Genomic DNA, 26,774 nt, shown 5'->3' on the forward strand with positions numbered 1-26,774 from the left:
ACGGCCTCCTCAGTGCTTCGGCTTCAGCACGGAAAAAGCCGTGTGCGCGGGATCTTCGAGCGCAGCCTCTTCCTCGCTGTCGCGCACCAGCGCTGCCGTCGTCACATCGATGCGGTCGGTGACGATCGCGAAGGCGTCCCACAGAAGGATGAAAAAGGCCGGCACACCGAAGGCAAGTCCGGCGCCGTAGAAGGCACCCATCGAAATACCGGTTGCCGGCGCCGAAACATGAAGATTGATCAGCGTCTGGGTCCAGCTGCCGCTGATCATCAGCCACGTGGCGGCGAGCATCATGCCGTAACCGAGGAGGACAGCAAGTTTGGCGACAGGCTTCGGGAGGCGCGTGATGAGGGAATCGACACCGAGATGCGCGTGCTCGCGCATCGCGACGACGGCGCCGAGGAAGGTCAGCCATACGAAAAAGATGCGCGAGAGTTCCTCCGAAGAGGTAATGCCCTGGTTGAAGGCGTAACGGAGCACGACATTGCCGAAAACCAGCACGACCATAGCTGCCAGCAGGAGCGCGATCGTCACCTTCAGCGCGAAGAAATAGAAATCGATAATACGGGTCATTCGCTCCTCCCAAGCGTGGCCTTGCCCTGTCGGCCGACCGTCGTCAGACCCGCCTGGCGCGTCGTGACCGAAATATTGCCGTCGCGATCAATTCCTCCACTGGTCGCCTCTTCAAAATGTACTAACTAGTTCGTATGTCAAGCGGCATCTGTTGAAACATGTCGTCAACGTGAATAAGACTGACGGGTCATCGGAAACAGAAACGCATGCTTCCACTGAAGCCGAAGACCGAAATTCGAGATATAAAACAGTAGATTAGAAAGTGCGGTAGCGAGGTCCATGGCGGAACGGGGCGAAAACGGCCGGAAGAATGATCCGGAGCAGACGAAGGAAGACATCCTCCTCGTCGCAACTCATGAATTCTCGACCCATGGCCTCGCCGGCGCCCGCGTCGACTCGATTGCCGAGAAGACGCGCACCTCGAAACGGATGATTTATTATTATTTCGGCAGCAAGGAGGGACTCTATCTTGCCGTCCTGGAGCAGTCCTATCGCAAGATCCGCTCGCTGGAATCCGATCTGCATCTGTCCAATCTCGAACCGGAAGAGGCGCTGCGGACGCTGATCTCGACGACCTTCGACCACGACGAGGCCAATCCGGATTTCGTCCGCCTCGTCAGCATCGAGAATATTCATCATGCCGCACACATGCTTCGCTCGGAGGCGATCCGCGATCTCAACGTTTCGGTTATCGAAACCATCGCCGGCATATTGGAGCGCGGCTTCGACCAGGGCATCTTCCGGCGCAAGGCCGACCCGATCGACATCCATATGATGATCAGCGCCTTCTGCTTCTTCCGCGTGTCCAACCGTTATACGTTCGGCACTATCTTCAGGCGCAATCTCTCGGACTGCGATACCATCGAACGCCATCGCGGCATGATTGCCGACGCTGTCGTCAGCTATCTGAAAAGCTGAGGGCAGGAGGCTCCACCTCAACTGCGCGGCGATGGCACGGGCAGGGTGATTTCGAACTCGGCGCCGGCGCCAACCGTCGGCCGAAGGTGGCTTGGCGCTGCGCGTCTGTTCAGACGCGCAGGGGACACTGCGACATTAGGCAGTCGCCCGCGAACGCACGGTCAGATCCTAGCCTCGGGCATATGTTGGAGCCGCCATTCTTCCGCAAAGAAGAGCGAGGGAAGAACAACAGACATCATCTGAATCGCTGTGCACGTCTGGCATTGTGCAGCAGCTCGCAGGCTGTCGCGAAGGGCCCGAAAAGTTTGAGCAGCATCGCTTGTTCCTCGGCATCTATATAGTGACGAGCGCAGAATTCCGTGACGGACCAGACTTTCGTCAGATCGTCCGTTTCGATTTGCCTGGGTTCGATGTGTTCGGTCAACGGCGTGTCCTCCGAACAACAAGACTACGCCCCTGAGGATTTTATAAGAACTAGCTAAAAAGGATTACGAGCAACTATATCCAGGAAGCACGTATTAGCAACGCGGATGCAAAAACGCCCGCCGATGGCGCGGCGGGCGTCTTGTCTTACTGATCTATTGCTGCGGATCAAACACCGACGCCGTCGGGATGAGCGTCCGTGCCGATGATGTTGAGCGTCACCTTGGCAGTGTCCGTATTACCTTCGCCGTCGGAGATCTTGTAGTAGCGGAGAACTTCCGTGTAGGTCACGCCTGCATCCAGATCGGCCGTCAGATCGTAGGTGAACGTGCCATCCGACTTGACATGGAACGTGCCATACGTGCCGGCAACGTCGGTTACGGCGTCGGCAGCAGCGTCTACCTTAGTGCTCAGGAACTGGCGCAGGAACATCTTGCCGTTGTCGCCGGCAATGTCGTTGTCCAGAACGTTGCCGCCGATGGGCTGGCCTTCGGTGAAGCTGTAGGTGTCATCGACCGCGACCGGCTTGATCTGGGTCACGCCCTGGATGTTCAGGGTGAACAGGCCCATATCGGTGTGACCGGAGCCGTCGGAGATCTTGTAGGAAACCTTTTCGACCAGCGTCTCACCGTTGGCGAAACCGATCTTGGCAGCATCGCTCAGCACATAGGTGTAGCTGCCGTCGGCCTTGACGAAGAACGTGCCGTAGTCACCCTGGATCGTGGTGACCTGACCGGCCTGCTTGGCGCCGACCGTCTGCTGGTCGAAGGCGCGCAGGAACAGGTGGCCGTTGTCGGAGGAATCGTTGGACAGAAGATTTCCGGAAATTACGTCGGTTTCTGCAAAAGTTGCACTATCATCAGTTGCGTGAATTGGGGAAGCCATTAGTTTCTCCTAAAATTGTTTTTTCGGTGGGTCATTTTGACCTTAGCGAGCGGCTTCTTTAACAACTTATTAATACTGCAAGTCAATGGGGTATTTAACGCAAGGTTAACATTCACCCATAACGTGCAGTGATGTCTATGAAGCGACCAATACGTTATCTGCATCAATCAAATTTGAAGCAATTTCGACCAATTTACACCCGGTAAACTTGAAGGAACCTGGCCCGTGACTATGTTGCGGCCGTGCTCTTCTGACGCTGCTTCTATCCCGGCTGCACACCGTTGCAATCCTTGACACCGGCACCTACTTAGAGCCGCAGCCGATCTCACCGGACACTCAAGCAGTGCCGACACGGGAATGAACGCAAATGGATCGGCGGCATGCGCCATCCGGGCGGCCCTTGGGCAATCCCAGCAGCAAGATGATTCCGGCTACGGCCGTCAGAGGATTTCCTTTTGAACCCATGAAATATGGCGACTATGGCGGCGGTCGTTGATCAGCCGGCGCAAGGGTCGCGATGCTGTCCCAAACTGCTGGAGCGTGAAGGGCATTTGCCTCTTTAGCCGCCATGAATGCAGGTCTGATCGCCTGACAACACGGCTGACGGAGATCGGCCCACCATCCAAACAAGGAGAATGCGAATGCAGGTACTCGTCAGAGACAACAACGTCGATCAAGCCCTGAGGGCCTTGAAAAAGAAAATGCAGCGCGAAGGACTGTTCCGCGAAATGAAGGAGCGGCGCGCCTATGAGAAGCCGTCCGAACGCCGCGTCAGAGAAAAAGCCCAGGCGATCAGCCGGCAGCGCAAGGCCGCACGCAAGAAGATGCAGCGCGAAGGACTGCTGGCCGGGCGGAAGCAGGCAGTAGCGCGTCAATAGCTTTCCCGAAAGGATAGACAATGGACGAATTGAATAGCCTTGCCATTTCAGAAGAACGCCTCGAGGATTGCCGTGATGTGGTCGAGCCGGATCTGCAGGACCTGATCCAGCGTGCGCTGACATCGGGCTTTTCACGGGAGGAAATCCTCATCGCTGTCAGCGAACTGGTCGCAGAAGACTTCGCAATGGTCATGGAAACTCCAAGCGTGCATTGAGGAACGAATGGTGACGACGGCGCAGAAGGATCTCTCCGGTGTGGCCGACGACCGCCCTCCCAAGGGGTTTCGATATTCCCCGGATATCGGAACCCCGGATCTGCAGCGTTCCGTTCTCGAAGCGATACCGGCACTGCAACTTCGTTCAAGCCGGGTTAGCTGACGCCTTGACGAAATCGATGAAGGCGCGGAGCGGTGCCGGCACCAGGCGCCGTCCGGGATAATAGAGAAACGGCCCGGAAAAGCGCTGCCACCAGGGTTCGAGAATGGGCTCGAGAACGCCACTGTCAAAATACGGGCGCAGCCAGTCTTCGAAAATGCTGATCACGCCCGTGCCCGCTATGGCGGCGTCGACAGACAGATCGGTCGCCCCGCCGACCTTGACGATCAATGGTCCTGACGGTTCGACCCGTACCACTTCGCCGTCCCGCTCATATTCCCAGGGCGTCGTCAGCGCACCGCTATCAAAACGGCCCAGTAGACAGGCATGGTCGAGGAGTTCGCTCGGATGTTGCGGCCGGCCATGGCGGTCGAGATAGTCGGGGGACGCGGCAGTGGCAAAGCGCTGCCGGCGCGGCCCGATCGCTATTGCGATCATATCCTGCTCCAGCCGCTCGTCGTAACGGATGCCGGCATCGCATCCGGCAGCAAGCACGTCGACGAAGCTCTCCTCGGCGACGATCTCGAGGCGGATATCGGGATAAGCGGCGAGGAATGGCGGAACGATGGCTGGCAGCACCAGGCGCGCCGCGCTGACCGGCACGTTGAGCCGCAGAGAACCGGCCGGCCTGTCGCGAAATCGGTTGACCACGTCGAGCGCGGCCTCCACCTCCGTCAAAGCAGGGCCAAGCCGTTCCAGCAGGCCTTTGCCCGCTTCGGTTGGAACGACGCTCCGCGTCGTGCGGTTGAGCAGTCTGACCCCGAGCTCAGCCTCGAGGCGACGCACCGCTTCGCTGAGAAAAGAGGCGCTGCTGCCGCTGGCCCGCGCCGCCTCGCGAAAACCGCCGGCCCGCGCCACGGCGACAAAGGCATTGAGATCGCTCAAATCTGTTTTCACTGTTCGCCACTCCGCACGGCCTGTACGGATTGTACCCGATTATCACACGCTCCGCCAAGGCGTAGTCTTGGCCTCACCTCTTGAAAGGAGTGAAATGATGTCCATTATCGATCAGGCCGGCAGCTTCAATCTCGGCGACCACAACGTGAAGCGACTTGGCTATGGCGCCATGCAGCTCGCGGGGCCTGGCGTGTTCGGCCCGCCCAGGGATCACGGCGCCGCGCTTGCGGTGCTGCGCGAGGCGGTCGCAAGCGGTGTCAATCACATCGACACCAGCGATTTCTACGGTCCGCACGTCACCAACCAGATCATCCGTGAAGCCCTCCACCCCTATCGCGATGATCTCGTCATCGTCACCAAGGTCGGCGCCAGGCGCGGCACGGACGGGTCCTGGATTCCGGCTTTCTCGCGCGATGAGCTGACCGAGGCCGTACATGACAATCTGCGTAATCTCGGCCTTGACGTGCTTGACGTCGTCAACCTCAGGATCATGTTCGACGTGCATGGCCCGGCCGAAGGGTCGATAGAAGCACCTCTGACGGTGCTTGCCGATCTCCAGCGGCAGGGTCTCGTCCGCCACGTCGGCTTGAGCAATGCCACCTCGCGCCAGGTCGCCGAAGGCCGCGGGATCACCGACATCGTCTGCGTGCAAAACCAGTACAATCTGGCGCATCGGGCCGACGATCCGCTCATCGACGCGCTCGCCCGTAAGGGCACCACCTATGTGCCGTTCTTCCCGCTCGGTGGGTTTACGCCGCTGCAGTCGTCCACCCTCTCCAAGGTCGCCGCGCGCCTCAGCGCTACCCCGATGCAGGTGGCGCTCGCCTGGCTGCTGCATCGCGCGCCCAATATCCTGCTGATCCCAGGCACGTCGTCGCTCGACCACCTCAGGGAAAATCTCGCCGCTGCCAGCCTCGTACTGCCCGATGAGGCCATCGAGGAATTGAACCGCATGGCCGATATCGCTGCCTGACGGCATTAGAATGGCCGGACGGGCGGCTGGCCGCCACGCTCTGGCGCGGCCAGCGGCCATTGCGATCAAAATGCCTCAAGGCGCCGGACCGCAGATCGGTGTTTCGGCAGGCCGACTGATCGCGGTCCCTGTCCGGTCAGGTCAAAACTTCAAGACGCTTCTGAAAGAACCTGGCTCGGCAAGCCGCTTGATCATCAGGACGATTTCCCGGTGATAAGTTCATAGGCCACGAAGGCCGCTGACATCATCAGGAAAACCCCGATCGCCAAGGGATAATTGGCGGCCGCATTCGGATCGGTCAGCTTGGGAATGCCGATCACGGTGACGGCCGCCAAGACGGCCGACAACGCGACCTCCTGGACAATCAGTTTCGAGCGGCGTGTCATGATTGACCTCCTGTCGCCAAAATGAGCGTCGTCCTTGTCTCACCACAGCAATGCTAGAGCAATCAGGAGAGGCATCAAGGTCACTTCGGCAATTTATGCGCGGAGAGCGCATGGTTGGCACGCCTAGTGTGCCTCGCGGATATACAGCAGGGACCATTTGGTCCCTGACTACAATGCAGCGGCAGCCAACCTTTGGCCGCTATGCCTTCAATAGCGCTCCGGCACGTACATTTCAGCGGGGACCGGCGCCCTGATGTAATCTTCATGGCGGATACGATCCGGCAGCTGTATCTCGGGTTTCGGGACATCCTCATAGGGAATCTGCTCGAGAAGATGGGCGATGCAGTTCAGCCGCGCCCGTTTCTTGTCCACGGCCTGCACCACCCACCAAGGCGCTTCCTTGGTGTGGGTGCGCGCCAGCATTTCTTCCTTGGCCTTGGTATATTCCTCCCAATGGACACGGCTTTCCATATCCATCGGTGAAAGCTTCCACTGCTTCAGCGGATCGTGGATACGCATCGTGAAGCGGAATTCCTGCTCCTCGTCGGTGATCGAGAACCAGTATTTGACCAGCACGATGCCGGAGCGGACGAGCATGCGTTCGAATTCCGGCACCGAGCGGAAGAACTCCTCGAGTTCATCCGGCGTGCAGAACCCCATCACGCGCTCGACGCCGGCGCGGTTGTACCAGCTGCGGTCGAAGAGCACGATCTCGCCGGCTGTGGGAAGGTGCGGAACGTAACGCTGGAAATACCATTGATGGCGCTCACGCTCGGTCGGGGCGGGCAGTGCGACGGTGCGGCAGACGCGCGGATTGAGCCTCTGGGTAACGCGCTTGATCGCGCCGCCCTTGCCGGCCGAATCCCGGCCTTCGAAGAGCACGACGACCTTCAGCTTCTTGTGCTGGACCCAATCCTGCAGCCGCACCAGTTCGTGCTGCAGCCGGAAGAGTTCGCGGAAGTAGATCTTTCGCTCGAGCGTCTGCTCGGCCGGTTCCGACATTCCCTCGGCGACCAGGTCGTCCAGCCGGTCTTCCTCCATCTGCATTTCCAGCTCCTCATCGAAGCTGTCTGCGATTTCGGCCTTTATCCGGTCGAGTTGGTCCTGCGGTGTTTGAGCCATGGTTTTTTCCTTCCTGCTGTTTTGACAGGAGCATGTCAGTGCGAAGCTTATATGACGACCACTGATCGAGCTGAAACGGTTACCCGCGTCTCTCGTTCCAAACGCAGCTTAGAGCTGCCCCGCGCGATATCGGTCGACAAGGTTTCGGCAGGCGCGGATCGTCAGGGCCATGACGGTGAGCGTCGTGCCGGCGATGCCGCTGCCCGGGAAAGCGCTGGCGTCGGTGACGATCAGGTTCGGAGCATCCCAGACCTGGTTATAGGAATTGAGCACCGACGCCTCCTGGCTTTCACCCATGCGCGCACCGCCGGTTTCATGGATGGCCGCGCCCATGCACATGGTCTTGCGGAACCATGTGCGGAACATGAAGCGGCTAAAGACGTCCGCATCGGGAAAGGCGCCCCTGCCCATCTCCTTGAGGCCGGTCGGCGAGCCGATGAATTCGAGCTTGCCGCCGACTTCGCTCACCATGGCGATCAGCGTTTCCTCCTGCCGGCGAAGCAGCGCCTGCTCCTCCGCCTGCATGACGCAGCGGATATGCGGCACGGGAATGTTCCAGGCGTCCCTGCGCCTGGCATCGAGGGTGATGCGGTTGTCGGCATAAGGCAGCATGCGGCCGAAGCCGAAGAAGGCGAGACGCGCATCGGTGTCCCCGGAGACCGGCGCCCGGCCGACGCTGCCCTGGTAGTCGAAATCGCCGCGGGCCGCGTCACCCTCGCCGAAACGGGGGATGAAGATCCCGCCCGAGGGATTGTAGAACGGGTCGATCGGGGCGGATTCGTCGGGCGCCCAGCCTTTCGCCTTCGAAAAGGAACCGAAGGCGAGGCAGGGAAGCTGATCCATGAAATAGCGGCCGAGGACGCCCGAGCTGTTCCCAAGCCCGTCGGGATGTCTTGCCGAGGCCGAATTGAGGAGCAGCCGCACGCTCTCGATCGGCGAGGCCGACAGCACGACCGTCGCGGCACGAGCCGTCGATATCTCACCCGTATGGCGGTCGATGAATTCCGCGCCGGTGGCGCGGCCGGTTTTCTCATCCGTCGTGATGCGGCGGACGACGGCGTCGTAGCGAACCTTCAGCCGGCCGGTGGCCTTGGCATCCTTAAGCGGCCGCGGCATGCGTTCGGCGTCCGGCGCGATGTAGCGCCAGGAAACGACGCGCCTCTCCGGCCAACGGCGTTCCACGGCTTGCTTGAAGATCTGTTCGGCGGGCGTCAGACCCGCCGGTTTGGCATAGATCCCGTCCGGCAGCGTCGGCACATCGTCCTTGTTGCCGTAGAGCCCGAGATAGGACTCCACTTCGTCGTAGAACGGCGTGAGCTCGTCAAAGGAGACCGGCCAGTCGACGCCCTTTCCAGAGCGCGACCGGATCTTGAAATCGTCGTCGGTCCAGCGCAGCAGCACGCGGCCGAAACTGTGCAGACGCCCGCCGCCCTGGCGGCCGCGGATCCACAGGAAAGGCTCGCCCTTAGGCGTCGTATAGGGGTTCTTGCGGTCGTTGACGAAGAAGTGGCTGAAGCGCTCGGTGAAGAAGGCGGCGCGCGCCTGGATCGGCTGCCCCTTGATCGTGGCACGCGCACGCTCCCAGATATTGATGCTGCTGGCCGGCTCTTTCTTGCGCGCCGGGTCGAAATCCCTAAGGCTGACGGCAGGACCGGCCTCCAGCAGCAGCACCGACAGTCCCAATGCCGTCAGTTCTTTGACCGCGAAGGAACCCGCCGCGCCGGAGCCGATCACCAGCGCATCATAGACGATCTCAGACATGTCCTTCCAAATCCTGTCCTGGAGCAATTGCTCAAAACGGCGCGTAACGCGCCGGCGATTGCGAGAAAACAACGGGGCGGCGCATCAGAGCCGCGATCCGTCGGCGCCGAAGAGCGACGCCTTGGCGATATCGAACCCGGGGGCCACGGCGTCACCCGGCTGCAGGGTGACGTCGCCCATCAGCCTGAGCGAGAGACTTTGATCGGTCCAGTCGAACCAGACGACCGCATCGGACCCCATCGGTTCGACGACGGAAACACGGCCGGTAATGGTGGGCAGACTACCTGCCGCCCCGTCGAGCACGAGATGCTCAGGGCGAAAGCCGAGCGTTGCCGGTCCTTCCGCCGCAGCTGCTTGAAAGGAATAACCGGAGAGATCGACGGCAAGCCCCTTGCTCCGAAAGACCGGCGCGCCGTCGCCCCGCTCGATCCGGCCCTCGACGAAGTTCATCGCCGGCGCGCCGATGAAACCGGCAACGAAGAGATTGGTCGGGCGGCGATAGATCTCGGCTGGCGAGGCAAGCTGCTGGATCACGCCGTCGCGCATGATGGCGATGCGGTCGGCAAGGGTCAGGGCCTCGACCTGGTCATGGGTCACATAGATCATGGTGTTGCCGAGGCGCTGATGCAGCTTCTTGATCTCGACGCGCAATTCGTTGCGCAGCTTGGCGTCGAGGTTCGACAGCGGTTCATCGAAGAGGAAGACATCGACTTCGCGCACCAGCGCCCGGCCGATGGCGACGCGCTGGCGCTGGCCGCCGGAGAGCTCGGCAGGGCGTCTGTCAAGCAGCGTGTCGAGATGGAGAAGGGCAGCCGTGCGGGCAACACGCGCCTCGATCTCGGCCCTCGGCAGGCCGGCGACGCGAAGCCCGAAGGAAAGGTTCTTGCGGACCGACATGCGCGGGTAGAGCGCATAAGACTGGAAGACCATGCCGATGCCGCGGTCCTTCGGCTCCTCCCAGCTGACGTTCCGACCCGATATCCAGATCTCGCCTAACGTAATGTCCTGAAGGCCGGCAATGGCGTTCAAAAGCGTGGACTTGCCGCAGCCGGAAGGGCCGAGCAGCACCAGGAACTCCCGCGGTGCAATATTGATCGACATTTTTCGATCACCGTATGGTGGCCATAGGCGATCTTCAGATCCTTGACGGAGACGGCGGATTGCATGGAAGCGTTACCCCTTGACTGCGCCGGCGGCGATGCCGCGCACGAACCAGCGGCCGGACAGGAAATAAATGGCAAGCGGGACGATGGCGGTCAGGATCGTCGCCGCCATGTTCACATTGTAGGTCCGCTCGCCCATCGTGGTGTTGACGATATTGTTGAGCTGGACGGTCATCGGCAGATTGTCGCGGCCGGCGAAGACGAGCCCGAGCAGGAAGTCGTTCCAAATGCCAGTGAACTGCAGCATGGAGACCACGACGACCATCGGCACGGCGATCGGCAGCATGATCTCGAAAAAGATGCGCCAGAAGCCGGCGCCATCGACGCGCGCCGCCTTGCAGAGCTCCTCCGGCACGCTGACGAAATAGTTGCGGAAGAGCAGGGTCACCAGCGGCAGGCCGAAGATGACATGGACGAGAATGATGCCGGCGAGCGAATTGTAGAGGCCGATATTCGCCATGGAGCGGACCATTGGATAGAGGAAGATCTGGTAGGGGATGAGGCCACCGGCCATCAGCAGGCCGAAGAGCAGGTTTGCCCCGCGCGGCCGCCAGAGCGACAGCGCATAGCCGTTGACGGCGCCGATGAAGACCGAGAGCGCGACCGCGGGAACGGTGATCGCCACCGAATTCCAGAAGCCGCTGCGAATACCGACACAGACGGTTCCCATGCAGGCACCCGACCAGGCGGTCGTCCAGGCGGAGAAGTCCAGCGTCGCAGGCAAAGCGAAGATCTGCCCGAGCCGGATTTCGTCCATCGATTTCAGCGAGGTGACGACCATGGTGTAGAGCGGCAGAAGGAAAAACAGCGCAGCGGCGACCAGGAAGGCATAGAGGCCGATGCGCCCGGTCGTGAGGCGGGCCGGCTTCGGGCCGTTTGGATGGAGATCAGCCATCACGCGGCTCCCTTCGCTCTGGCACGCATGTGCATCACGTAGCGGAACGGAGCGACCGCGATGATGACGCCGAGCACAAGCACTGCGGCACCTGCCGTGGCGAGGCCGAGGTTCTGGCGCCCGAACAGATTGTCCATGATGAATTTCGCCGGCACCTCAGTCGCATTGCCGGGGCCGCCATTGGTCATGGCGACGACGATGTCGTAGGTCTTGATCACGCCCATGGCGAGCAGCATGCCGGCCGCCGCCAGCGCCGGCCCGAGCTGTGGCAGGATGATCGACACGTAGATCCGCCAGACGGGAATGCCGTCGATGCGCGCCGCCTTCCATTGTTCGGCCTCGATGCCGCGCATGCCGGCAAGCGCAATGACCATGACCAGCCCCGCGCCCTGCCAGACGCCGGCGAGCACCAGCGCGTAGATTGCCATGTCGCGATTGACCACCCAGTCGAGGACGAAGCTTTCCCAGCCGAGCGACCGCACGCTCGCCTGGATGCCGAGCGTCGGATTGAGCATCCATTGCCAGATCAGCCCGGTCACCACGAAGGACATGGCGTAGGGATAAAGGAATATAGTCCTGAAGGCGCTTTCGAAGCGGATCTTGCGGTCGAGTGCGGCGGCGAGCAGAAAGCCGAGCAGCAGACAGCCTGCGACGTAAAGGACGCCGAAGATCAGCACGTTCTGCAGCGACGCGAGCCATTTGGCGGAAGAAAAGAGCTTCGAATATTGCGCAAACCCGACATAGGTCGAGGAGGGAAAGAGCGTGGAATTGGTGAAGGACAGGCGGATCGACCACGCCATCGTGCCGATGAAGACCACCACCGCGACGAACCATGTCGGCAGCAGGGCGATGGTGGCGGAAAGGTCAGGCTTTCGTTTGAAGGACATCGGCGAGCTCGTCGACAGATGAAAGGGGCAAGCCGCCGCTGCACAATCGCGGCGGCCAGCAGCCGTGGCGTCGGATCAGACCGACGCCACGGCGCTATCCTATTCGAAAATGGCGAAGAAATTCTCCGCCGCGGAGGCCGCGTCGTTCGAACCGCCGCTCCAAAATTCGTCGACGTAGTCGTCGAGCGCGCCGACCTGCTGGGGCGTCAGCACAATCGCCTGGTCCGGCACGATCGCGCCCGCAGCCATCAGCTCCGCGCCCTTCCGGGCACAGACATCGAGCTTCGACTTGTCAACGTCGGTGCGCATGGGCACCGCGCCCTTCTTCAGCGCGAACTCGACCTGGATGGCCGGATCCATGACGACCTCGGCGAGAAGTTTCTGCGCCTTGTCGGTCGCGGCATTGCCGGTCTTCGGGAACCACAGAGAGTCGGCGATGTAGACCATGCCGTTCGACCCCGGCACGATCATGCAGCCATAGTCCTTGCCCGGCTCCTTGCCGGCAACGGTGAACTCGCCCTTGGCCCAATCGCCCATGAACTGAACGCCGGCCTTGGCGGTAATCAGCATGGCTGTCGCGTCGTTCCAGTTGCGGCCGGCGGCCCCCGCATCGACATAAGCGCGCAGCTTGCCAAGGATTTCGAGGGTCTTCTTTACGCCCTCGACGGAAGCCTCGTTCTTGTCCTTCTCGACATAGATCTTTAGGAAACCGTCGATCCCGACCTGCGACAGCAGGATCATGTTGAAGACCTTGGTCTGCTGCCAGGGCTGCCCGCCCCAGGCGACCGGAACAATGCCGGCGGCCTTCAGCTTGTCGAGGTCAGCGAAGAATTCGTCCCAGCTCTTGGGCTCCTCTGCGATGCCGGCCTTTCCGAAGGCTTCCTTGGAATAGAAAACCCAGCTTTCGCCATGGGCGCCGGTCGGCGAGAGATAGACCTTGCCGTCATAGGAAATGAGATCGTAGATCGATTTCGGCAGGACGTCGGCCCATTTGCCGGCGGCCGCGACGTCGTCGATCGGATTGAACAGGCCCTGGCTGACGAAATCCGCAGCTGCAAGGCCGATGACGCCCTGTTTGGCGCCCGGCGCATCGCCGGCGACGATCCGGTTCTGGAAGGCCGCATCGGCCGCGCCGAACCCGGCGATCGAGGAATCCTTCCAGACGCCGCCGCGCTTTTCGAATTCGCTTCTGATGACATTGAGGGCCGCGGCTTCGCCGCCCGACGTCCAGGACGACATCATCTCGATCGTCGGCTTGTCCTCGGCATGGGCCGCGGCGAAAAGACCGGCGACTGCCACGCCGGCAAGAAAGAGCTTGATCATGGTCTTCATTGTTCCACCTCTTGAAAATACCCTCTTGGCGGGGCGTTCGTCGTCTTCGGAATGATAGTCAGCGATAGATCGGCAGGAGCGCCTGCCGGACGAGCGTCAGCCCGTTGGCGATGTCGCGGACGGGATCCGGCGCGGCATCGAGTTCGAGGATCGCCCAGCCTTCATAGGCCCGGTCGCGCAGCAGCCGGATCCAGGCCGGCCAGTCGACCCGCCCGAGGCCGAAGCCGCAGAAATAGGGGCGGTGGCGATCGTGAATGTGTTTGTCGATCGGGGTGTCGGCGGGCATGGGGCCGATCGCATCCTTCCAATGGGCGATGATCATCCGCTCGTGATGACGATCGACGAGCTGGACGGGATCGGAGCCGGCAACGATGATATGGGCGGTGTCCGGGCACAGATGCACATAGGCGGGGTCGGTCAGAAGCATCATCAGATCGACGTCGCGCGCGCCGGCAAAAATCGAATGCGCCTCGGTATGCAGCGCCAGCCGCACGCCCTTGGCATAGAGGGTCGCGCCGAGCCGGTTCAGAAAGTCGGCGATCAGCTTGGCGCGGTCGAAATCATAAAACTGCACCGGCTGGGCGCCGAGCGTCTGGCGAAGCGGGGCGCCGATCACCATGATGTCGCTGCCGCAGGCCTTCAGGAAGTCGGCATAACGTCCCGCCTTGTCGATCAGCGCGCGCTGGGCCTCGGGGTCGGTAAAGTCGCCCGCGGCCTCCAGTTCCGCGAAGAAGCCGCTGCAGAGCGTCAGGCCGCGCTTCGCCAGCTCGGCCGCGAAAGCCTCCACCGAACCATAGGTCTTGATCGCATCCTGCCAGTTGAAGGGAGAGAAGGTCAGTTCGACGCCGGTGACGCCGGAGGCCTGGACGCTGTCGAGGATCTTGTCCCAGAAGGCGCGCGGTTCGGCGCGCGCATAGGCGACGACCGCATCATCGCTATCAACGCCCCAGAAGCCGGGATGAAAGAACGTCACGAGATCAACGCCGAAGCGCAGCCTGTCGCCACTAGCCATAATCTATCCATTTCTCGAGGCACGACCCATCTGCGTGCGGAACAGCAGCTCCACATCCAATAAGTCATGGATTTTCAACGCATTAAGAAATGGCAATCGTTTGCCATTCCTAGATGATAATCGAGCTGGTTTTTTAAGCAAGCGATTTTTGGCAAACGTTTGCTATAAGCTACTGCCTGCCTTAAAGTTGCAAATCGAAGCATCCCGGAGAAAGAAATAAACGTGAATAAAAACAAGGATGTGGTTGGAGAGGAGCAGTCAACGGCATTGATGGCCGATGTGGCGCGGCTCGCCGGTGTTGCGATATCGACAGTCAGCCGCGCGCTCGCCAATCCCGGACGGGTCAACGAGAAGACGCGTGTCAGGATCAATGCGGCGGCCAAGCAACTCGGCTATACGCCCAATGCGATGGCGCGCGGCCTGAGGGTCGGCAAATCCAATACGATCATGATCATCCTGCCCGGATCACCCTATTATGGCGCTTCGCAGATTATTCCGCAGGTCCTGCAGAGCATCAACAAATCCCTGATCCAGCGGGGGTATAATTTGATGATCGCCAATCTTGACCGCGAGGAGGTCTCCGAACGGCACATCCTCGATCTTGCCTTCGGCGGAACGGTTCGGGGGGCCATCATCTTTTCATCGAAACTTCCGGAAGTCGACGGGCGTTCGCCCGCGGATTTGGGGCTGCCGATCGTCTCGATGCTGTTCGACATGAGCGATACAGGAGTGCCGAGCGTCGTGACCAATGACCGGGAGGCGATACGGGAAGCGACGACGGAGTTGCTCCGTTCCGGTCATCGGCGCTTCCTCTATATCGCCGGCCCCGCAGGCAACTATCACGACGTCGAGCGTTACGGTGGCGTCCTGGAAGCACTGCGGGCGGGGGGGCTTTCCGAGGAAGCCGTGTCGAGATCCGGCGGCGATCTCGAATATCAGCATGGCTTCGAAATCGGCATCCGCGCGGTCGATGATTTCATGAAGCTCGCGGCAAGGCCGACAGCCGTCATCGCGACGAGCGACGACATGGCGATCTCATTCATGAGCCGCATTCAGCGCGCCGGCTTGAGTGTTCCCGACGACCTCTCCATCGTCTCCTTCGACGGCTCTCCGGTCTGCGAATTCTGCTCGCCACCGCTCTCGACGATCGAGCAGCCGGTGGAAGAGATGGGGCGCGCTGCCGTGGAGCTCCTGCTCGACGCCCTCGGACAGACGCAAAATGCGGTGGCGATGCGCACCGTCATCAGCAGCAAGCTTATCCTGCGGGAGAGCATCGCCCCTCCGAAGGCTTGACGATGCCCCAACTGCATCATTGAATTCATTCGTGGACAAATACAGCGAGAAAGCCTAAATTAGCGTTGGGTATTACCTCTGACTAAGGAGGCCTCATGGCATCGCCGACCTCGCTCAAGCTCGATGACGAGCTGAAGGGCCGCGTCCAACAATTGGCCGAGGCGCGCCGCCGTTCGTCCCACTGGATCATGCGCGAAGCCATTGCGCAATATGTCGAGCGAGAGGAGAGGCGCGAGGCGCTGCGGCAGGAGACGCTAGACGCCTGGAATGAATTTGAAGCGACGGGACTGCACGTCACCGGCGCCCAGGTCGAAAAGTGGCTTTCGACCTGGGGAACTGACGACGAGTTGTCCGCCCCAGAATGCCACAAGTAATCTTCTCCCCGGCTGCAATCCGCGACCTCGAGCGGCTCCGGGAGTTCCTACGGCCGAAAAACCCGTCGGTCGCCAGGCGGGCAGGCGAAACCATTCTCAAAGGCGTGAGCCTCCTCGCCGCGCATCCCCATATGGGACGCCTTATCGAAGACCTGCCCGAGCAATACCGGGAATGGCTCATCGATTTCGGAGAGAGCGGATACGTCGCGCGTTATCGTGTAGATGGCGACATCTTGACGGTCCTTGCCGTCCGGCACCAGAAGGAAGCAGGGTTCTGATCAGGATTCCGAGGGTTCCACGCCTGTCGCCCAGGGAAACTCACAAGCGTTCAGCGACAAGTTCGTGCAGGACCGATTGCACTCCATCAAAACTTCGTCTGACCCCATCAGTCGGCGCGTCGTGCTACGAAAATCACGACACCGGGCGACGTGAAACTTCAGGTCCGCGCGGTGGAATTTGAAATTCCGAGCACGCACATGGACCTCTCGAAGATCAAGACGCTGATCGACTTTGTCGGACGATCGAATATTACCGAGCTGACCGTGACGGAAAAGGACGTGACGGTTCGGATTTTCCGCTCGTCCGCGGCAGAGGCAGGCGTTGCCGAGCCCCCACAGAAGCCGGAATCGACGTTTAGCCCTGTCTCTAAGGCGCCTTCGAGCGCCGAGAAAACCTCCCATGCGGTGAAGGCGCCCGTCTTTGGCGTCCTGCACCGGGGGCCGGCGCCCGGCGAGCCGCCATTCGTCGCGATCGGCGACGCGGTGGAGGAAGGGCAGACCCTGTTCATCATCGAGGCGATGAAGGTCTTCAATACGATCGCCGCGCCGCGATCCGGGCGCATCACGCACCTGACCGATATCGACAATGGCGAGGTCGAGACCGGCGACCTGCTGGCGGAGATCGCCTGATGCCGGAAACATCTGAACAATCCGCTGCTTCAGGACGCCGTTTCGACACGGTCCTCATCGCCAATCGCGGCGAGATCGCCGCCCGGATAGAGCGCGCCTGCCACGAACTCGGCCTGAAGACAGTCGCCATCTGCTCCGAGGCGGACCGGCAAGCGCCTTGCATCAAGACCGCAGACCATTTTCTCTGCATCGGCCCTTCGACCGCGGGCAAGAGCTATCTCAATCAGGACGCCATTCTTCTCGCCGCACGCCTGACCGGCGCGGGCGCCATCCATCCCGGTTATGGTTTTCTGTCTGAGAACGCCGCATTCGCCGACGCCGTCGAAAAGGCCGGGCTGACCTTCATCGGGCCGACGGCATCATCGATCGCAACCATGGGCGACAAGATCGCGGCGAAGCGGGCGATGATGGCGGCCGGCGTCCCCTGCGTTCCCGGTCCCGATAGCGCACTGCCCGACGACCCGGCCGCAATCGAGCGCATCGCGCTGGAGATCGGCTATCCCGTCATCGTCAAGGCGTCAGGGGGCGGTGGCGGACGCGGCATGCGCGTCGTGCCGAAGGCCGATCAGCTGCATGAAGCCATAGCGCTGACCCGGGAAGAGGCGCGCAAGGCCTTCGGCTCGCCCTCCCTCTATATGGAAAAGTTCCTCCAGCATCCGCGCCACATCGAGATCCAGGTTCTTTGCGACGATCACCGCAATGCCGTGTGGCTGGGCCATCGCGACTGCTCGATGCAGCGCCGCCATCAGAAGGTGGTGGAGGAAGCACCGGCGCCGGGAATCGCGCCCGATATCATCCAGCCCGTCGGCATGGCCTGCGTAGAGGCTTGCCGCCAGATCGGCTATCGCGGCGTCGGCACCTTCGAATTCCTCTATGAGGACGGCGCTTTCTATTTCATCGAGATGAACACGCGGCTTCAGGTCGAACATCCCGTCACCGAGATGACGAGCGGAACCGATATCGTCCAGGCGCAGATAAGAGCGGCCCAGGGCGACGTTCTGGACCTCGCCCAGAGCGATGTCACCTGCGAGGGCCACTCTTTCGAATGCCGCATCAACGCCGAGGATCCCGACACTTTTCTGCCCTCGGCAGGTGTCGTCACTCATCTCGCTTTGCCGCAGGGGCCGGGCATCCGGGTCGATACGCATATGCATCCCGGCTACAGGGTCTCGCCCTATTACGACTCGCTGATCGCCAAGCTGATCGTCCACGCACCGACGCGGGCGAAAGCGATGGCCAGAATGTGCGAGGCGCTTGCCGGCACCGAGATCGAGGGCATCGCCACCAATATCCCCTTCCTGCGCGCCCTGTTCGAGGACCACGCATTCGCGCGCGGTGAGACCGATATCCACTATCTCGAGCAATGGCTGAAGCTGAGGAGGACGGCGGCATGAGCGCCATCGACTTCAGCGATCCCGCAACTATTGCATTCCTGACCGAGGCGCTGACGGCCGCCGGCCTGGAGGGCCTCGAAATCTCCCGGCCGGACGGGCAGCTTCGCATCGTCATTTCAGGGGAGGGCGGCGCCCAGGTAGCCGCACTCCGCGCTCCAGGCTCCGCACCTGTGGTCGTGAAGGCGCCGCTGGCGGGGCATTTCTGCGCCGAACATCCGGCCGCCGCCGCCACACCGCAAACGCTGCCGCGCTCGGTATCCGATGCCGATCTCCTCGGCTTCATCAGGGTAGGGCATGTGCTGCTTCCCCTTCGCGCCGGCCGTTCCGGTGTCTTGACCAGGCTGCTCGCCGAGCCCGGCGCCCTGGTCGGCTTCGGTGATCCTCTGTTCGAAATCGAGCTGCCATCATGATCGCCACGACGAACAGACATGCCTCGCCACGCGAAATCGTTCCGGCCACCCAAAGCCGGGCGCGGGTTTCCTCGATCGGGGCCAGATCCTTCCTGCTCGAGGCGCCGGGCGATTTCGATCTCATCGCGCAGCGGCGGATCTGGGCCCTGTCTCAGACGGTGAGAGGCTGGGCGGACCTTGCCGAAAATATTCCCGGGATGACCAACCTGCTGGTGATCTTCAAGGAGACGCCCGAAGATCCCGATGCGGTGGTCGCCCGGCTGCTGGAGGCATGGGAGAATGCGCAGAGCATCGATCTCAACGGCAAGACCATCGAGATTCCGGTCCATTACGGCGGCGAACATGCGACCGATCTTCCGGCCCTTTGCGATCTCTCGGGCTTAAGCGACCGCGAGGTCGTCCGCATCCATCATGAAGCCACCTACCGCGTCTTCGCCTTGGGCAGCGCGCCGGGCTTCGGCTATCTGCATGGCCTCGATCCGCGCATCTACATGCCGCGAAAGACCGTGCCGTCGCTGAAGATGCCGAGGGGTTGCGTGACGATCGGCGGCATGCAGACCGGCGTCGCCATGCTGACCGGTCCCAACGGCTGGAATTCCATCGGCTTCGCGACGCTTGAGATGTTCGACCCAAGCTCGCCGACCCCCGCCTTGATGGCGCCCGGAGATACGGTGCGGTTCCTGCCGGCAAGGATCGAGCTATGATCGAGATTTGGGAAAGCGGCCCTTTCAACACGGTGCAGGATCTCGGACGTCCCGGCTATCGCGACATCGGCGTATCGGCGAGCGGCGCGATGGACCCGCTGGCGGTCAGGATCGGCAATATTCTCGTCGGCAATGACGAGAATGCGGCGGTGATCGAGGTCCAGACCTTCCCGTTCAGCCTGCGTTTCGAGCGGCGCACCGTCTTTGCCGTGACCGGAGCCGACGGCCATCCTCACCTCGACGGATCGGAACTCATTCCCTGGTGCGCCTATTCCGCAGAACCCGGACAGCTTCTCCAACTGCAGCAACCCCCGCGGCTGGCGCGCGCCTATATTTCGACAGGAGGCGGGCTGGATATTCCAGTCGTCATGGGATCGCGAAGCACGTCGCTGCGCGGCGGATTCGGCGGCAATGCCGGCCGGCCGCTGGCGAAGGGCGATCGGATCGCGGTCGGCGAGAACTTGGAGATTGCCATGCTGCCGGCCACAGGCCTCGCGGTCGTCGAGCCGGCCGTGGCACTGCGCGAGGTCTTTCTGGCGCCCGTCGACGGCACCTTGCCGATCCGCGCCCTGCCTGCCGGCGAGCACGATCTTTTCGCCGGAGACGGCGAAGCCTTCTGGAGCCAGACCTGGCGGATTTCCTCGCGCAGCGACCGCACGGGCTACCGCCTGTCCGGCGAGCCGATCACGCCGACCGCCGCCATCGAGATGCGCTCTCACGGCGTCGTGCCCGGCGTCATCCAGGTTCCGCCCGGCGGCGAACCGATCGTGCAGATGAGCGATGCGAACACGGCCGGTGGCTATCCGAAGGTCGCCGGGGTGATCGAATGCGACCTCTGGCGGCTCGGGCAGGCCCGCATCGGCGCCCGCCTGAAATTCGTCCGCTCGACGCATGCGGAGGCGCGCACAGTCGAACAGGCCGTCGCCCGCTATGTCGAGGATGTCAGGCTGACATCTGGGATGGTCAAGCGCGCCCTGAAGGCGATGGCCTAAGGGAGGCGAAAGGAGGAACTGATGAAGATCGATCTGAATTCCGACATGGGCGAAGGATTTGGTCCCTATCGGCTGTGCGACGACGAAGCGATGATGAAAATCGTCTCCTCTGCCAACATCGCCTGCGGTTTCCACGGCGGCGACCCCGATACGATGGGGCGGATGGTGCGGCTGGCAAAACAGAATGGCGTCGGCATCGGCGCCCATCCCGGCCTGCCCGACCGGCTGGGCTTCGGCCGGCGCGAAATACCCTTTCAGGCGGACGAGCTTCGCCAGCAGATGCTCTACCAGCTCGGCGCGCTGATGGCGATCGCCAAAGCCGAGCGTGTCGCTGTCTCCCATATCAGCTTCCATGCCGCCATGGGCAATATGGTCAACCGCGACCCTGTCCTCGCCGACCTGATGATGGATGCGATCGTCACCGTCGACCCCAGTCTCGTCGTCTTCGTCACGTCAGGCAGCGAGATCGAGCAGGCGGCCAAACGCGCACGCCTGAAGACACTGGCGCTTTTCCTTGCGGACCGGGCCTATGACGCCGGCGGCAGGCTTGTCACGCGCGGGCTCCCGGGTGCCGTCATCAAGGACGAAGCTGCTGTGCGCGCCCGTGTGCGAAAGTTCCTCCTCGACGGCAACGTCGAGGCCATCGACGGCGCCGTGATCGCCATGCCGGCGCGCTCCATCCTCGTTCACAGCGACACGCCGGGCGCCCTCGAGCTTGCCGGCATCGTGCGCGGTGAGATCGAAGCCACCGGCGCCACACTCGCGCTCGCCGCCGAACTCGCCGACTGACGCACTTCGATCGCCCGCCCGCGGTCTTTGTTCCAATCCCTCACCGAAGGACCATTCCGATGTCCGTGATCGCCGACCGTCTGAAAAACGTCTCCATATCCGCATCCGCCGCCATGACCCAGCGCGCCCGGGAATTGGCCGCCAAAGGGATCAAAGTCGTCAGCCTCTCCTCCGGCGAGCCGGATTTCCCCACCCCGGCGCACGCGATCGAGGCGGCCCATGCGGCTGCACTTGCCGGCGATACGAAATATCCGCCGATGGACGGCACGCCGGCGCTCAAATCCGCCATCATCAGGAAGTTCAAGCGCGACAACAATCTCGACTACGATGCCAGCCAGATCGTCGTCTCGGGCGGCGGCAAGCAGGTGATCTTCAACGCCATGCTGGCGACCTGCAACCCGGGCGACGAGGTCGTCATCCCCACCCCCTCCTGGGTCAGCTATGCCGACATCGTCAAATTCGCCGGCGGCGTGCCGGTTGCCGTCCCCTGCCACGAGCAGACCGGCTTCAAGCTGCGCCCTGAGGATCTGGAGGCGGCGATCACGCCGCGCACCAAATGGCTCTTCCTGAATTTCCCGAACAATCCGACCGGAGCAGCCTGCTCCCGGGCGGAGATGGCCGCCATCGCCGAGGTCATGCTGCGCCATCCCAATGTCTGGATCATGACCGACGACATCTATGAGCACCTGGTCTATGACGACTTCCAGTTCTGCACGATCGCGGAAGTCGAGCCGAGACTGTACGACCGCGTCCTGACGATGAACGGCGTCTCAAAGGCTTATGCAATGACCGGCTGGCGCCTCGGATTCTGCGCCGGATCGAAAGAATTGATCTCGGCGATCAGCAACGTCAACGGCCAGAATGGCGGCGGCATCGCGACGCTGACCCAGGCGGCGGCGACCGCGGCGCTGGACGGACCCCAGGATCTTCTGAAGGAGCGGGCAGCGATCTACAAGACGCGACGCGACTTCGTCCTCGACAAATTGTCGGAGGTGAAAGGGCTGCGCTGCCATCGGCCCGAGGGCGCCTTCTATATCTATCCCAACATATCGGGGCTGATCGGCAAGACCAGCAAGGGCGGGCGCAAGATCGAGACCGACGTCGATTTCGTCATGGCGCTGGTGGAGGAGCACCACGTCGCGACCGTGCAAGGCGCGGCTTACGGAATGAGCCCCTTCTTTCGTATTTCCTACGCGACAAGCATGGAAAAACTCGGTGAAGGCTGCGCGCGGATTGCCCAGTTCTGCAAGGACATGCGCTGACCGGAGATCCCCTTTCAGGCTTTCAGCCGCGCCGTCAATTCGAGAAGGATATCCCGGACGGCAAGGGCCGGTTCCGACAAGGGATTTCTGATCGGAAACGCAAAGCGACAGGGTTTCTTCGATCCGCGGCGAGACGAGCCGGCAGATCAGCGGCTCGCTCGATTCCCGAGACGATGCGGTCGGCAATCGCCTTCGGCATGATCGTCGCGCCGAGACCGCTGCCGACCGCGCGGGCGAGGGTGCGCACGATTTCGACTTCCGCCACGACCTTCAAATTGGTGCGCGTGCGGGTGAAAGCGGTGTCGACCGCGCGGCGGACGAAATTATAGGCCGGCGGCAACAGCAGCGGTATTCCGTCGAGAGCGTTGACCGGAACGGGTTTGGCATCCGCTTCGATGGCAAAATCGCGATGGGCGACCAGGAAAAACTCTTCGCTGAGGATCGGTTCGAACCGCACGCCCTTGATCGGCCCGGTTCCATGCAGAAGCGCCATCTCCAGCCGGCCGTTCATGATCATCTGGCTATAGGTCTGCCCGACGCTTTCGGTGAGATGCAGCAGGATGCCGGGATGCCGTTTCCGGGTCTCCGCCAAAAGGTCGACCGAAAGCGTCGCCGCGCTGCTGAACGGCACGAGGCCAACCGAGACGCGCCCGGCAAGCGAATTGCCGGCGGCGGATGCATCGGCCTGCGCCTGCTCCATCTGCCGAAGGATGATCTGCGCATGGCGATATACCGCGTGTCCGGCATCGGTCATGCTGACACCCTGCTGGCTGCGGATCAGCAGCTTGTGGCCGAAATGCTCCTCAAGTGCTGCAAGCTGCTGGCTGAGCGCCGGCTGGGCGATATGCAAAAGATCCGCCGCTCGTGTGATGCTACCGCTGTCGACGATCACGATGAAGGATTTGAGGCGTCTGATGTCCATGAGGATCGGGGTACCATTCTGATCTGCGGATCATGTTTGCAGAGGCGCATTGCTTTTGCAACGCGATGCGGCCCGAGGCAAGGCCGAGAGAGAGTATCGGCATCGCCGCATTCTCTTCTTCGGCAGACCGCACGTGCTCCATAACCGTTGCTTATTGCTCCAGAGATAATCGGTCTTAGGCAAGGGGTTAAAGCTTCGCTACTGTCTTAATCAACCACAAGGGAACGACAATGCCATTCTCCGATTACAAGACCGCACTGGTGACCGGCGCATCCTCCGGGATCGGCGCAGCCGTGGTTGAGCGGCTTCGCCGGGAGAACATCGAAGTCCACGCCGTTGCCCGCAGTGCCCAAGCGCTGCAGCAGCTCGCCGAGCGCACGGGCTGCATTCCTCATATCATCGATGTGACCGACCGCCCGGCAATCGCCGAGCTCGCGGGCCGCGTGGAGTTCGACATTCTCGTCAACAATGCCGGCGTCGACCGGCCGAAGAAGTTCCTTGAAGCCGACGAGGGCGATATCGACCTTCTCGTCGACGTCAATCTCAGGGCGGTTCTGCACCTCTGCCGCCTCATCGTGCCGGGCATGGTGGCGCGGGACCGCGGCCACGTCATCAACATCTCGTCGATCGCCGGCGCCTATAATTTCGGCGGCAACTCCTCCTATCACGCCACCAAGGCCGGCGTGAGCATGCTGTCCAACCAACTGCGCATTGATGCTTTCGGCAAGCGGGTGCGCGTGACCGAAATCTGCCCCGGCCGGGTCGCCACCGATATTTTCAACCACGTCCACGGCGATGACCCCAGCATCCGGGAACGGTTCATCGATGGTTTCGAACTGCCGCAGGCGGCCGATATCGCCGACGCGATCGCCTTCGCCATAGCAGCTCCCGTCGCCGTCAACATCGGACATATGGAGATCACGCCGACGCTGCAGGTCATGGGCGGCCTGCAGACGGCGAAGCCGCAGCCGAAGACGGACCCATCCGGGGAGCCAACTCCGTGAGCGGTTTCGACCTTTCGGCAATCCTCGGAAATCCCGACTATGCCGCCATGCTGCTGCATGGCATCCAGATGACCTTCATCATCTATGCCGGCTCCTGGTTGCTGGCGATGGCACTCGCCCTGCTGCTGCTCGGCGTGCGCCTGTCGCCCTTCCGCTTCGGCGATCCGTTGGTCGCCGCTTACGTATCCTACCACCGCAACGTCCCCACCCTGGTGCAGCTGATGCTGTGGTATTTCGGGATTTTCACCCTGATGCCGAACGGGGTCGCCACATGGCTCGCGAGCCATAATGCCGAAGCGATCTTCGCGGTGATCGGGCTCGGGCTCTGCCAGGCAGCCTATTTCAGCGAAGATCTTCGCTCCGGCGTGCGCTCGGTCAGCGACGGCCAGATGCAGGCCGCCCGTGCGCTCGGCCATGGTTATGTCTCGGCGATGCGTTTCGTCATCATGCCGCAGGGCGTGCGCAACGCGCTGCCGCCGCTCGTCAATCACAGCGTTTCCCTGTTCAAGAACAGCAGTCTCGCCGTCGTCATCGGCGCCTCGGAACTGACGCATGCCGTCAAGGAAATCGAGAACCTCAGCTTCCGCACCTTCGAGATCTACCTGATCGGCACGGTTCTCTACCTCTTCTTCTCGCTGATCATCATGAGCGTCGGCGCCTATCTGTCGATGCGCGCGGATCCTACCAGGAGTGCGCGCACATGATCCAGGACATGATCGCCATCGTCCGAGACTACTGGCTGCTGCTCTTGATTGGCCAATATCCGAACGGACCGCTCGGCGGGCTCGCCAACACGTTGATCCTTTCGGCGCTCAGCATCACCCTCGCTTTTCCGGCCAGTATCCTCTTCGCCTTAGCGCGGCTTTCCAAGTCGCCGCTGCTGCGCTGGCCGGTCACGGCGCTCGTCTATTTCACCAGGGGCGTGCCGCTGTTGATGCTCATCCTGTGGAGCTATTTCCTGGTTCCGCTGCTGACCGGCGCCGACGTGCCGAGCTTCGTGACCATGCTGACGACGCTCGTGGTCTATCAGAGCGCCTTCCTCAGCGAAGTCGTCCGCGCCGGCATCGTCGCCCTCGGGCCGGGCCAGATGGATGCGGCGCGGGCGCTCGGCCACAGCTATATGGGCGCGATGCGCTACATCATCCTGCCGCAGGCGCTCTACAACATGATCCCGAGTATTATCTCCACCTTCGTCTCGACGATCAAGGACACCACGCTCGGCTATGTGATCAACGTGCCTGATCTGACCTTTGCGGCAAGCCAGGTCAACAACCAGCTGCTGACGCAGCCCTTCCAGGTCTTCCTCATCCTGGCGATCGTCTACTTCATCATCTGCTGGACGCTCACTTACTTCGCCAATCGCCTCGAGCGGCGCATCACCCGGCGGCGTGCGGGACTTCTCGTCCCCGCCGCTGCCGTGGTCACGCCGTCGAAAATCGTATCGGAGCAGCTATGACGATGTCCGTTTCAACGCAGGAATCGCAGACGATCCGGCTTTCCCAGGTCTGCAAGAGCTACGGCGACTATCCGGTCCTCAAGGATATCGATGCGCAGGTGGCACGCGGCGAGGTCGTGGTCATTTGCGGACCGTCCGGCTCGGGAAAATCGACGCTGATCCGCACGATCAATCGCCTCGAGGAGATCAACAGCGGATCGATCACGCTCGACGGGCAGAACATTCATGCCGCCATGCGGGCGAAGGAACTCAACGCGATGCGCAGCCGGATCGGCTTCGTATTCCAGAACTTCAACCTGTTTCCGCATCTTTCAGTCGCCGAAAACGTCTCGATGTCGCCGATCCGGGTGAAGGGCGTGGCGCCCGATATCGCGCACGAAAAGGCTCTCAAGCTCCTCGATCGGGTCGGCCTCGCCGACAAGGCCCGGGCCTATCCCGGTCAGCTGTCGGGCGGCCAGCAGCAGCGGGTGGCGATCGCCCGCGCCCTTGCCATGGAACCGCCGGTGATGCTGTTCGACGAACCGACGAGCGCGCTCGACCCCGAAATGGTCGGCGAAGTGCTCACCGTCATGAAGAGCCTGGTGTCCGAAGGCATGACCATGCTCTGCGTCACCCATGAAATGGGTTTTGCGCGCGACGTCGCCGATCGGATCTGGTTCATCGATGCCGGCCAGATCATCGAAACGGCGACCCCAAAGGAATTCTTCAGCCATCCGCGCCATCCCCGGGCTCAGCGTTTCCTCGCTGATCTCAGGCACTGATACCAACACCAAAAACAAAGGAGAA

General features: G+C 61.8%; 29 protein-coding genes and 2 pseudogenes. 18 read left to right on the plus strand and 13 right to left on the minus strand.

Annotation, left to right across the window (positions count from 1 at the left end; all coding sequences use genetic code 11):
* Positions 1 to 9: 9 nt before the first annotated feature.
* Positions 10 to 573 carry a TRAP transporter small permease gene (locus MHI61_RS31275; RefSeq protein ID WP_239793677.1) on the minus strand — a complete coding sequence of 188 codons (564 nt, stop codon included), beginning with the start codon at positions 571 to 573 and terminating at the stop codon, positions 10 to 12.
* Positions 574 to 852: 279 nt separating this feature from the next.
* On the opposite strand from MHI61_RS31275, the gene MHI61_RS31280 reads away from it, so the two are divergent.
* Positions 853 to 1,491 (plus strand): TetR/AcrR family transcriptional regulator, encoded by a 639-nt coding sequence (locus MHI61_RS31280; protein WP_239793678.1) that lies wholly within the window; start codon positions 853 to 855, stop codon positions 1,489 to 1,491.
* A gap of 235 nt (positions 1,492 to 1,726) precedes the next feature.
* On the opposite strand, the gene MHI61_RS31285 is transcribed toward MHI61_RS31280, so the two are convergent.
* Together MHI61_RS31285 and MHI61_RS31290 are read right to left on the minus strand one after the other, a co-directional pair.
* Positions 1,727 to 1,915, minus strand: coding sequence for a hypothetical protein (locus MHI61_RS31285; RefSeq protein WP_064685074.1), 189 nt, complete (start codon positions 1,913 to 1,915; stop codon positions 1,727 to 1,729).
* Positions 1,916 to 2,082: 167 nt separating this feature from the next.
* Positions 2,083 to 2,799 (minus strand): Ig-like domain-containing protein, encoded by a 717-nt coding sequence (locus MHI61_RS31290; protein ID WP_239793679.1) that lies wholly within the window; start codon positions 2,797 to 2,799, stop codon positions 2,083 to 2,085.
* A 641-nt stretch (positions 2,800 to 3,440) separates the two neighbouring features.
* Here MHI61_RS31290 and rpsU point away from each other — a divergent pair.
* Entirely contained in the window at positions 3,441 to 3,677 is a 237-nt protein-coding gene (gene rpsU, locus MHI61_RS31295; RefSeq protein ID WP_239793680.1) for a 30S ribosomal protein S21, read from the plus strand.
* A 20-nt stretch (positions 3,678 to 3,697) separates the two neighbouring features.
* Positions 3,698 to 3,892 (plus strand): hypothetical protein, encoded by a 195-nt coding sequence (locus tag MHI61_RS31300; protein ID WP_064685076.1) that lies wholly within the window; start codon positions 3,698 to 3,700, stop codon positions 3,890 to 3,892.
* 145 nt (positions 3,893 to 4,037) lie between these two features.
* Here the strand turns inward: MHI61_RS31300 and MHI61_RS31305 are convergent, their stop codons facing one another.
* Positions 4,038 to 4,949 carry a LysR family transcriptional regulator gene (locus tag MHI61_RS31305; protein WP_239793681.1) on the minus strand — a complete coding sequence of 304 codons (912 nt, stop codon included), beginning with the start codon at positions 4,947 to 4,949 and terminating at the stop codon, positions 4,038 to 4,040.
* A gap of 97 nt (positions 4,950 to 5,046) precedes the next feature.
* Here MHI61_RS31305 and MHI61_RS31310 point away from each other — a divergent pair, with 97 nt between their 5' ends.
* Positions 5,047 to 5,922, plus strand: a complete 876-nt coding sequence (locus tag MHI61_RS31310) for an aldo/keto reductase family oxidoreductase (RefSeq protein WP_239793682.1) — start codon at positions 5,047 to 5,049, stop codon at positions 5,920 to 5,922.
* A 194-nt stretch (positions 5,923 to 6,116) separates the two neighbouring features.
* Here MHI61_RS31310 and MHI61_RS31315 read toward each other — a convergent pair whose 3' ends face one another.
* The 8 genes and pseudogenes from MHI61_RS31315 to MHI61_RS31350 all read right to left on the minus strand — a co-directional run bounded on the left by MHI61_RS31315 (position 6,117) and on the right by MHI61_RS31350 (position 14,480).
* On the minus strand, positions 6,117 to 6,308 hold the full coding sequence (locus MHI61_RS31315) for a hypothetical protein (protein ID WP_239793683.1): 192 nt from the start codon (positions 6,306 to 6,308) through the stop codon (positions 6,117 to 6,119).
* A gap of 207 nt (positions 6,309 to 6,515) precedes the next feature.
* Positions 6,516 to 7,430, minus strand: coding sequence for a polyphosphate kinase 2 (gene ppk2, locus MHI61_RS31320; RefSeq protein ID WP_239793684.1), 915 nt, complete (start codon positions 7,428 to 7,430; stop codon positions 6,516 to 6,518).
* Positions 7,431 to 7,538: 108 nt separating this feature from the next.
* Positions 7,539 to 9,191: a GMC family oxidoreductase gene (locus MHI61_RS31325; protein ID WP_239793685.1), complete on the minus strand. Its 1,653-nt coding sequence runs from the start codon at positions 9,189 to 9,191 to the stop codon at positions 7,539 to 7,541.
* A gap of 84 nt (positions 9,192 to 9,275) precedes the next feature.
* Positions 9,276 to 10,357: pseudogene (locus MHI61_RS31330) on the minus strand (ABC transporter ATP-binding protein).
* 7 nt (positions 10,358 to 10,364) lie between these two features.
* Positions 10,365 to 11,249, minus strand: a complete 885-nt coding sequence (locus MHI61_RS31335; protein WP_239793686.1) for a carbohydrate ABC transporter permease — start codon at positions 11,247 to 11,249, stop codon at positions 10,365 to 10,367.
* Positions 11,249 to 12,136 carry a sugar ABC transporter permease gene (locus MHI61_RS31340; RefSeq protein WP_239793687.1) on the minus strand — a complete coding sequence of 296 codons (888 nt, stop codon included), beginning with the start codon at positions 12,134 to 12,136 and terminating at the stop codon, positions 11,249 to 11,251. Before MHI61_RS31340 ends, MHI61_RS31335 begins: the two co-directional genes overlap by 1 nt.
* 99 nt (positions 12,137 to 12,235) lie before the next feature.
* Positions 12,236 to 13,468, minus strand: a complete 1,233-nt coding sequence (locus MHI61_RS31345) for an ABC transporter substrate-binding protein (protein WP_239793688.1) — start codon at positions 13,466 to 13,468, stop codon at positions 12,236 to 12,238.
* A 58-nt stretch (positions 13,469 to 13,526) separates the two neighbouring features.
* Positions 13,527 to 14,480, minus strand: a complete 954-nt coding sequence (locus MHI61_RS31350) for a sugar phosphate isomerase/epimerase (RefSeq protein ID WP_239793689.1) — start codon at positions 14,478 to 14,480, stop codon at positions 13,527 to 13,529.
* A gap of 222 nt (positions 14,481 to 14,702) precedes the next feature.
* Between MHI61_RS31350 and MHI61_RS31355 the strand changes: the two genes are divergently transcribed.
* From MHI61_RS31355 to MHI61_RS31400, 10 genes are all read left to right on the plus strand, one after another.
* The gene (locus MHI61_RS31355; RefSeq protein WP_239793690.1) at positions 14,703 to 15,773 is read left to right on the plus strand and encodes a LacI family DNA-binding transcriptional regulator; all 1,071 of its coding nucleotides are present in this window, start codon (positions 14,703 to 14,705) and stop codon (positions 15,771 to 15,773) included.
* A 95-nt stretch (positions 15,774 to 15,868) separates the two neighbouring features.
* Positions 15,869 to 16,147 carry a CopG family ribbon-helix-helix protein gene (locus MHI61_RS31360; protein WP_239793691.1) on the plus strand — a complete coding sequence of 93 codons (279 nt, stop codon included), beginning with the start codon at positions 15,869 to 15,871 and terminating at the stop codon, positions 16,145 to 16,147.
* Positions 16,135 to 16,425: a type II toxin-antitoxin system RelE/ParE family toxin gene (locus tag MHI61_RS31365; protein WP_239793692.1), complete on the plus strand. Its 291-nt coding sequence runs from the start codon at positions 16,135 to 16,137 to the stop codon at positions 16,423 to 16,425. The genes MHI61_RS31360 and MHI61_RS31365 overlap by 13 nt, the downstream gene beginning before the upstream one ends.
* A 198-nt stretch (positions 16,426 to 16,623) precedes the next feature.
* Entirely contained in the window at positions 16,624 to 17,055 is a 432-nt protein-coding gene (locus MHI61_RS31370) for an acetyl-CoA carboxylase biotin carboxyl carrier protein subunit (RefSeq protein WP_239793693.1), read from the plus strand.
* Positions 17,055 to 18,449, plus strand: a complete 1,395-nt coding sequence (gene accC / locus MHI61_RS31375; RefSeq protein WP_239793694.1) for an acetyl-CoA carboxylase biotin carboxylase subunit — start codon at positions 17,055 to 17,057, stop codon at positions 18,447 to 18,449. Before MHI61_RS31370 ends, accC begins: the two co-directional genes overlap by 1 nt.
* Positions 18,446 to 18,859: an acetyl-CoA carboxylase gene (locus MHI61_RS31380; protein ID WP_239793695.1), complete on the plus strand. Its 414-nt coding sequence runs from the start codon at positions 18,446 to 18,448 to the stop codon at positions 18,857 to 18,859. Before accC ends, MHI61_RS31380 begins: the two co-directional genes overlap by 4 nt.
* The gene (pxpB, locus tag MHI61_RS31385; protein ID WP_239793696.1) at positions 18,856 to 19,563 is read left to right on the plus strand and encodes a 5-oxoprolinase subunit PxpB; all 708 of its coding nucleotides are present in this window, start codon (positions 18,856 to 18,858) and stop codon (positions 19,561 to 19,563) included. Before MHI61_RS31380 ends, pxpB begins: the two co-directional genes overlap by 4 nt.
* Positions 19,560 to 20,555, plus strand: a complete 996-nt coding sequence (locus MHI61_RS31390; RefSeq protein ID WP_239793697.1) for a biotin-dependent carboxyltransferase family protein — start codon at positions 19,560 to 19,562, stop codon at positions 20,553 to 20,555. Before pxpB ends, MHI61_RS31390 begins: the two co-directional genes overlap by 4 nt.
* Before the next feature lie 21 nt (positions 20,556 to 20,576).
* Positions 20,577 to 21,344, plus strand: a complete 768-nt coding sequence (locus MHI61_RS31395) for a 5-oxoprolinase subunit PxpA (RefSeq protein WP_239793698.1) — start codon at positions 20,577 to 20,579, stop codon at positions 21,342 to 21,344.
* Between the two features lie 59 nt (positions 21,345 to 21,403).
* Positions 21,404 to 22,606: a pyridoxal phosphate-dependent aminotransferase gene (locus MHI61_RS31400; protein WP_239793699.1), complete on the plus strand. Its 1,203-nt coding sequence runs from the start codon at positions 21,404 to 21,406 to the stop codon at positions 22,604 to 22,606.
* Between the two features lie 14 nt (positions 22,607 to 22,620).
* On the opposite strand, the pseudogene nac reads toward MHI61_RS31400, so the two are convergent.
* Positions 22,621 to 23,528, minus strand: a pseudogene (gene nac / locus MHI61_RS31405) (nitrogen assimilation transcriptional regulator NAC).
* A gap of 230 nt (positions 23,529 to 23,758) precedes the next feature.
* On the opposite strand from nac, the gene MHI61_RS31410 reads away from it, so the two are divergent.
* Genes MHI61_RS31410 through MHI61_RS31425 form a run of 4 tightly spaced genes read left to right on the plus strand, consistent with a single transcriptional unit; the run spans position 23,759 to position 26,749 of the window.
* The gene (locus MHI61_RS31410; RefSeq protein WP_239793700.1) at positions 23,759 to 24,532 is read left to right on the plus strand and encodes an SDR family oxidoreductase; all 774 of its coding nucleotides are present in this window, start codon (positions 23,759 to 23,761) and stop codon (positions 24,530 to 24,532) included.
* Complete coding sequence (locus tag MHI61_RS31415) at positions 24,529 to 25,236, plus strand: amino acid ABC transporter permease (RefSeq protein WP_239793701.1); 708 nt, start codon at positions 24,529 to 24,531, stop codon at positions 25,234 to 25,236. The genes MHI61_RS31410 and MHI61_RS31415 overlap by 4 nt, the downstream gene beginning before the upstream one ends.
* Positions 25,233 to 25,988: an amino acid ABC transporter permease gene (locus MHI61_RS31420; RefSeq protein WP_239793702.1), complete on the plus strand. Its 756-nt coding sequence runs from the start codon at positions 25,233 to 25,235 to the stop codon at positions 25,986 to 25,988. Before MHI61_RS31415 ends, MHI61_RS31420 begins: the two co-directional genes overlap by 4 nt.
* Positions 25,985 to 26,749: an amino acid ABC transporter ATP-binding protein gene (locus MHI61_RS31425; RefSeq protein WP_239793703.1), complete on the plus strand. Its 765-nt coding sequence runs from the start codon at positions 25,985 to 25,987 to the stop codon at positions 26,747 to 26,749. Before MHI61_RS31420 ends, MHI61_RS31425 begins: the two co-directional genes overlap by 4 nt.
* The last annotated feature ends 25 nt before the right edge of the window (positions 26,750 to 26,774 follow it).

Source organism: Rhizobium sp. K102, assembly GCF_022385315.1.
Lineage (GTDB): Bacteria > Pseudomonadota > Alphaproteobacteria > Rhizobiales > Rhizobiaceae > Rhizobium > Rhizobium croatiense.

What these genes read in the sequence shown, in the direction of transcription:
- MHI61_RS31275 (WP_239793677.1), bottom strand. Translation starts at nt 573, where the DNA reads ATGACCCGTATTATCGATTTCTATTTCTTCGCGCTGAAGGTGACGATC.
- MHI61_RS31280 (WP_239793678.1), top strand. Translation starts at nt 853, where the DNA reads ATGGCGGAACGGGGCGAAAACGGCCGGAAGAATGATCCGGAGCAGACG.
- MHI61_RS31290 (WP_239793679.1), bottom strand. Translation starts at nt 2,799, where the DNA reads ATGGCTTCCCCAATTCACGCAACTGATGATAGTGCAACTTTTGCAGAA.
- rpsU (WP_239793680.1), top strand. Translation starts at nt 3,441, where the DNA reads ATGCAGGTACTCGTCAGAGACAACAACGTCGATCAAGCCCTGAGGGCC.
- MHI61_RS31300 (WP_064685076.1), top strand. Translation starts at nt 3,698, where the DNA reads ATGGACGAATTGAATAGCCTTGCCATTTCAGAAGAACGCCTCGAGGAT.
- MHI61_RS31310 (WP_239793682.1), top strand. Translation starts at nt 5,047, where the DNA reads ATGTCCATTATCGATCAGGCCGGCAGCTTCAATCTCGGCGACCACAAC.
- MHI61_RS31315 (WP_239793683.1), bottom strand. Translation starts at nt 6,308, where the DNA reads ATGACACGCCGCTCGAAACTGATTGTCCAGGAGGTCGCGTTGTCGGCC.
- ppk2 (WP_239793684.1), bottom strand. Translation starts at nt 7,430, where the DNA reads ATGGCTCAAACACCGCAGGACCAACTCGACCGGATAAAGGCCGAAATC.
- MHI61_RS31325 (WP_239793685.1), bottom strand. Translation starts at nt 9,191, where the DNA reads ATGTCTGAGATCGTCTATGATGCGCTGGTGATCGGCTCCGGCGCGGCG.
- MHI61_RS31335 (WP_239793686.1), bottom strand. Translation starts at nt 11,249, where the DNA reads ATGGCTGATCTCCATCCAAACGGCCCGAAGCCGGCCCGCCTCACGACC.
- MHI61_RS31340 (WP_239793687.1), bottom strand. Translation starts at nt 12,136, where the DNA reads ATGTCCTTCAAACGAAAGCCTGACCTTTCCGCCACCATCGCCCTGCTG.
- MHI61_RS31345 (WP_239793688.1), bottom strand. Translation starts at nt 13,468, where the DNA reads ATGAAGACCATGATCAAGCTCTTTCTTGCCGGCGTGGCAGTCGCCGGT.
- MHI61_RS31350 (WP_239793689.1), bottom strand. Translation starts at nt 14,480, where the DNA reads ATGGCTAGTGGCGACAGGCTGCGCTTCGGCGTTGATCTCGTGACGTTC.
- MHI61_RS31360 (WP_239793691.1), top strand. Translation starts at nt 15,869, where the DNA reads ATGGCATCGCCGACCTCGCTCAAGCTCGATGACGAGCTGAAGGGCCGC.
- MHI61_RS31365 (WP_239793692.1), top strand. Translation starts at nt 16,135, where the DNA reads ATGCCACAAGTAATCTTCTCCCCGGCTGCAATCCGCGACCTCGAGCGG.
- MHI61_RS31370 (WP_239793693.1), top strand. Translation starts at nt 16,624, where the DNA reads ATGGACCTCTCGAAGATCAAGACGCTGATCGACTTTGTCGGACGATCG.
- accC (WP_239793694.1), top strand. Translation starts at nt 17,055, where the DNA reads ATGCCGGAAACATCTGAACAATCCGCTGCTTCAGGACGCCGTTTCGAC.
- MHI61_RS31380 (WP_239793695.1), top strand. Translation starts at nt 18,446, where the DNA reads ATGAGCGCCATCGACTTCAGCGATCCCGCAACTATTGCATTCCTGACC.
- pxpB (WP_239793696.1), top strand. Translation starts at nt 18,856, where the DNA reads ATGATCGCCACGACGAACAGACATGCCTCGCCACGCGAAATCGTTCCG.
- MHI61_RS31390 (WP_239793697.1), top strand. Translation starts at nt 19,560, where the DNA reads ATGATCGAGATTTGGGAAAGCGGCCCTTTCAACACGGTGCAGGATCTC.
- MHI61_RS31395 (WP_239793698.1), top strand. Translation starts at nt 20,577, where the DNA reads ATGAAGATCGATCTGAATTCCGACATGGGCGAAGGATTTGGTCCCTAT.
- MHI61_RS31400 (WP_239793699.1), top strand. Translation starts at nt 21,404, where the DNA reads ATGTCCGTGATCGCCGACCGTCTGAAAAACGTCTCCATATCCGCATCC.
- MHI61_RS31410 (WP_239793700.1), top strand. Translation starts at nt 23,759, where the DNA reads ATGCCATTCTCCGATTACAAGACCGCACTGGTGACCGGCGCATCCTCC.
- MHI61_RS31420 (WP_239793702.1), top strand. Translation starts at nt 25,233, where the DNA reads ATGATCCAGGACATGATCGCCATCGTCCGAGACTACTGGCTGCTGCTC.
- MHI61_RS31425 (WP_239793703.1), top strand. Translation starts at nt 25,985, where the DNA reads ATGACGATGTCCGTTTCAACGCAGGAATCGCAGACGATCCGGCTTTCC.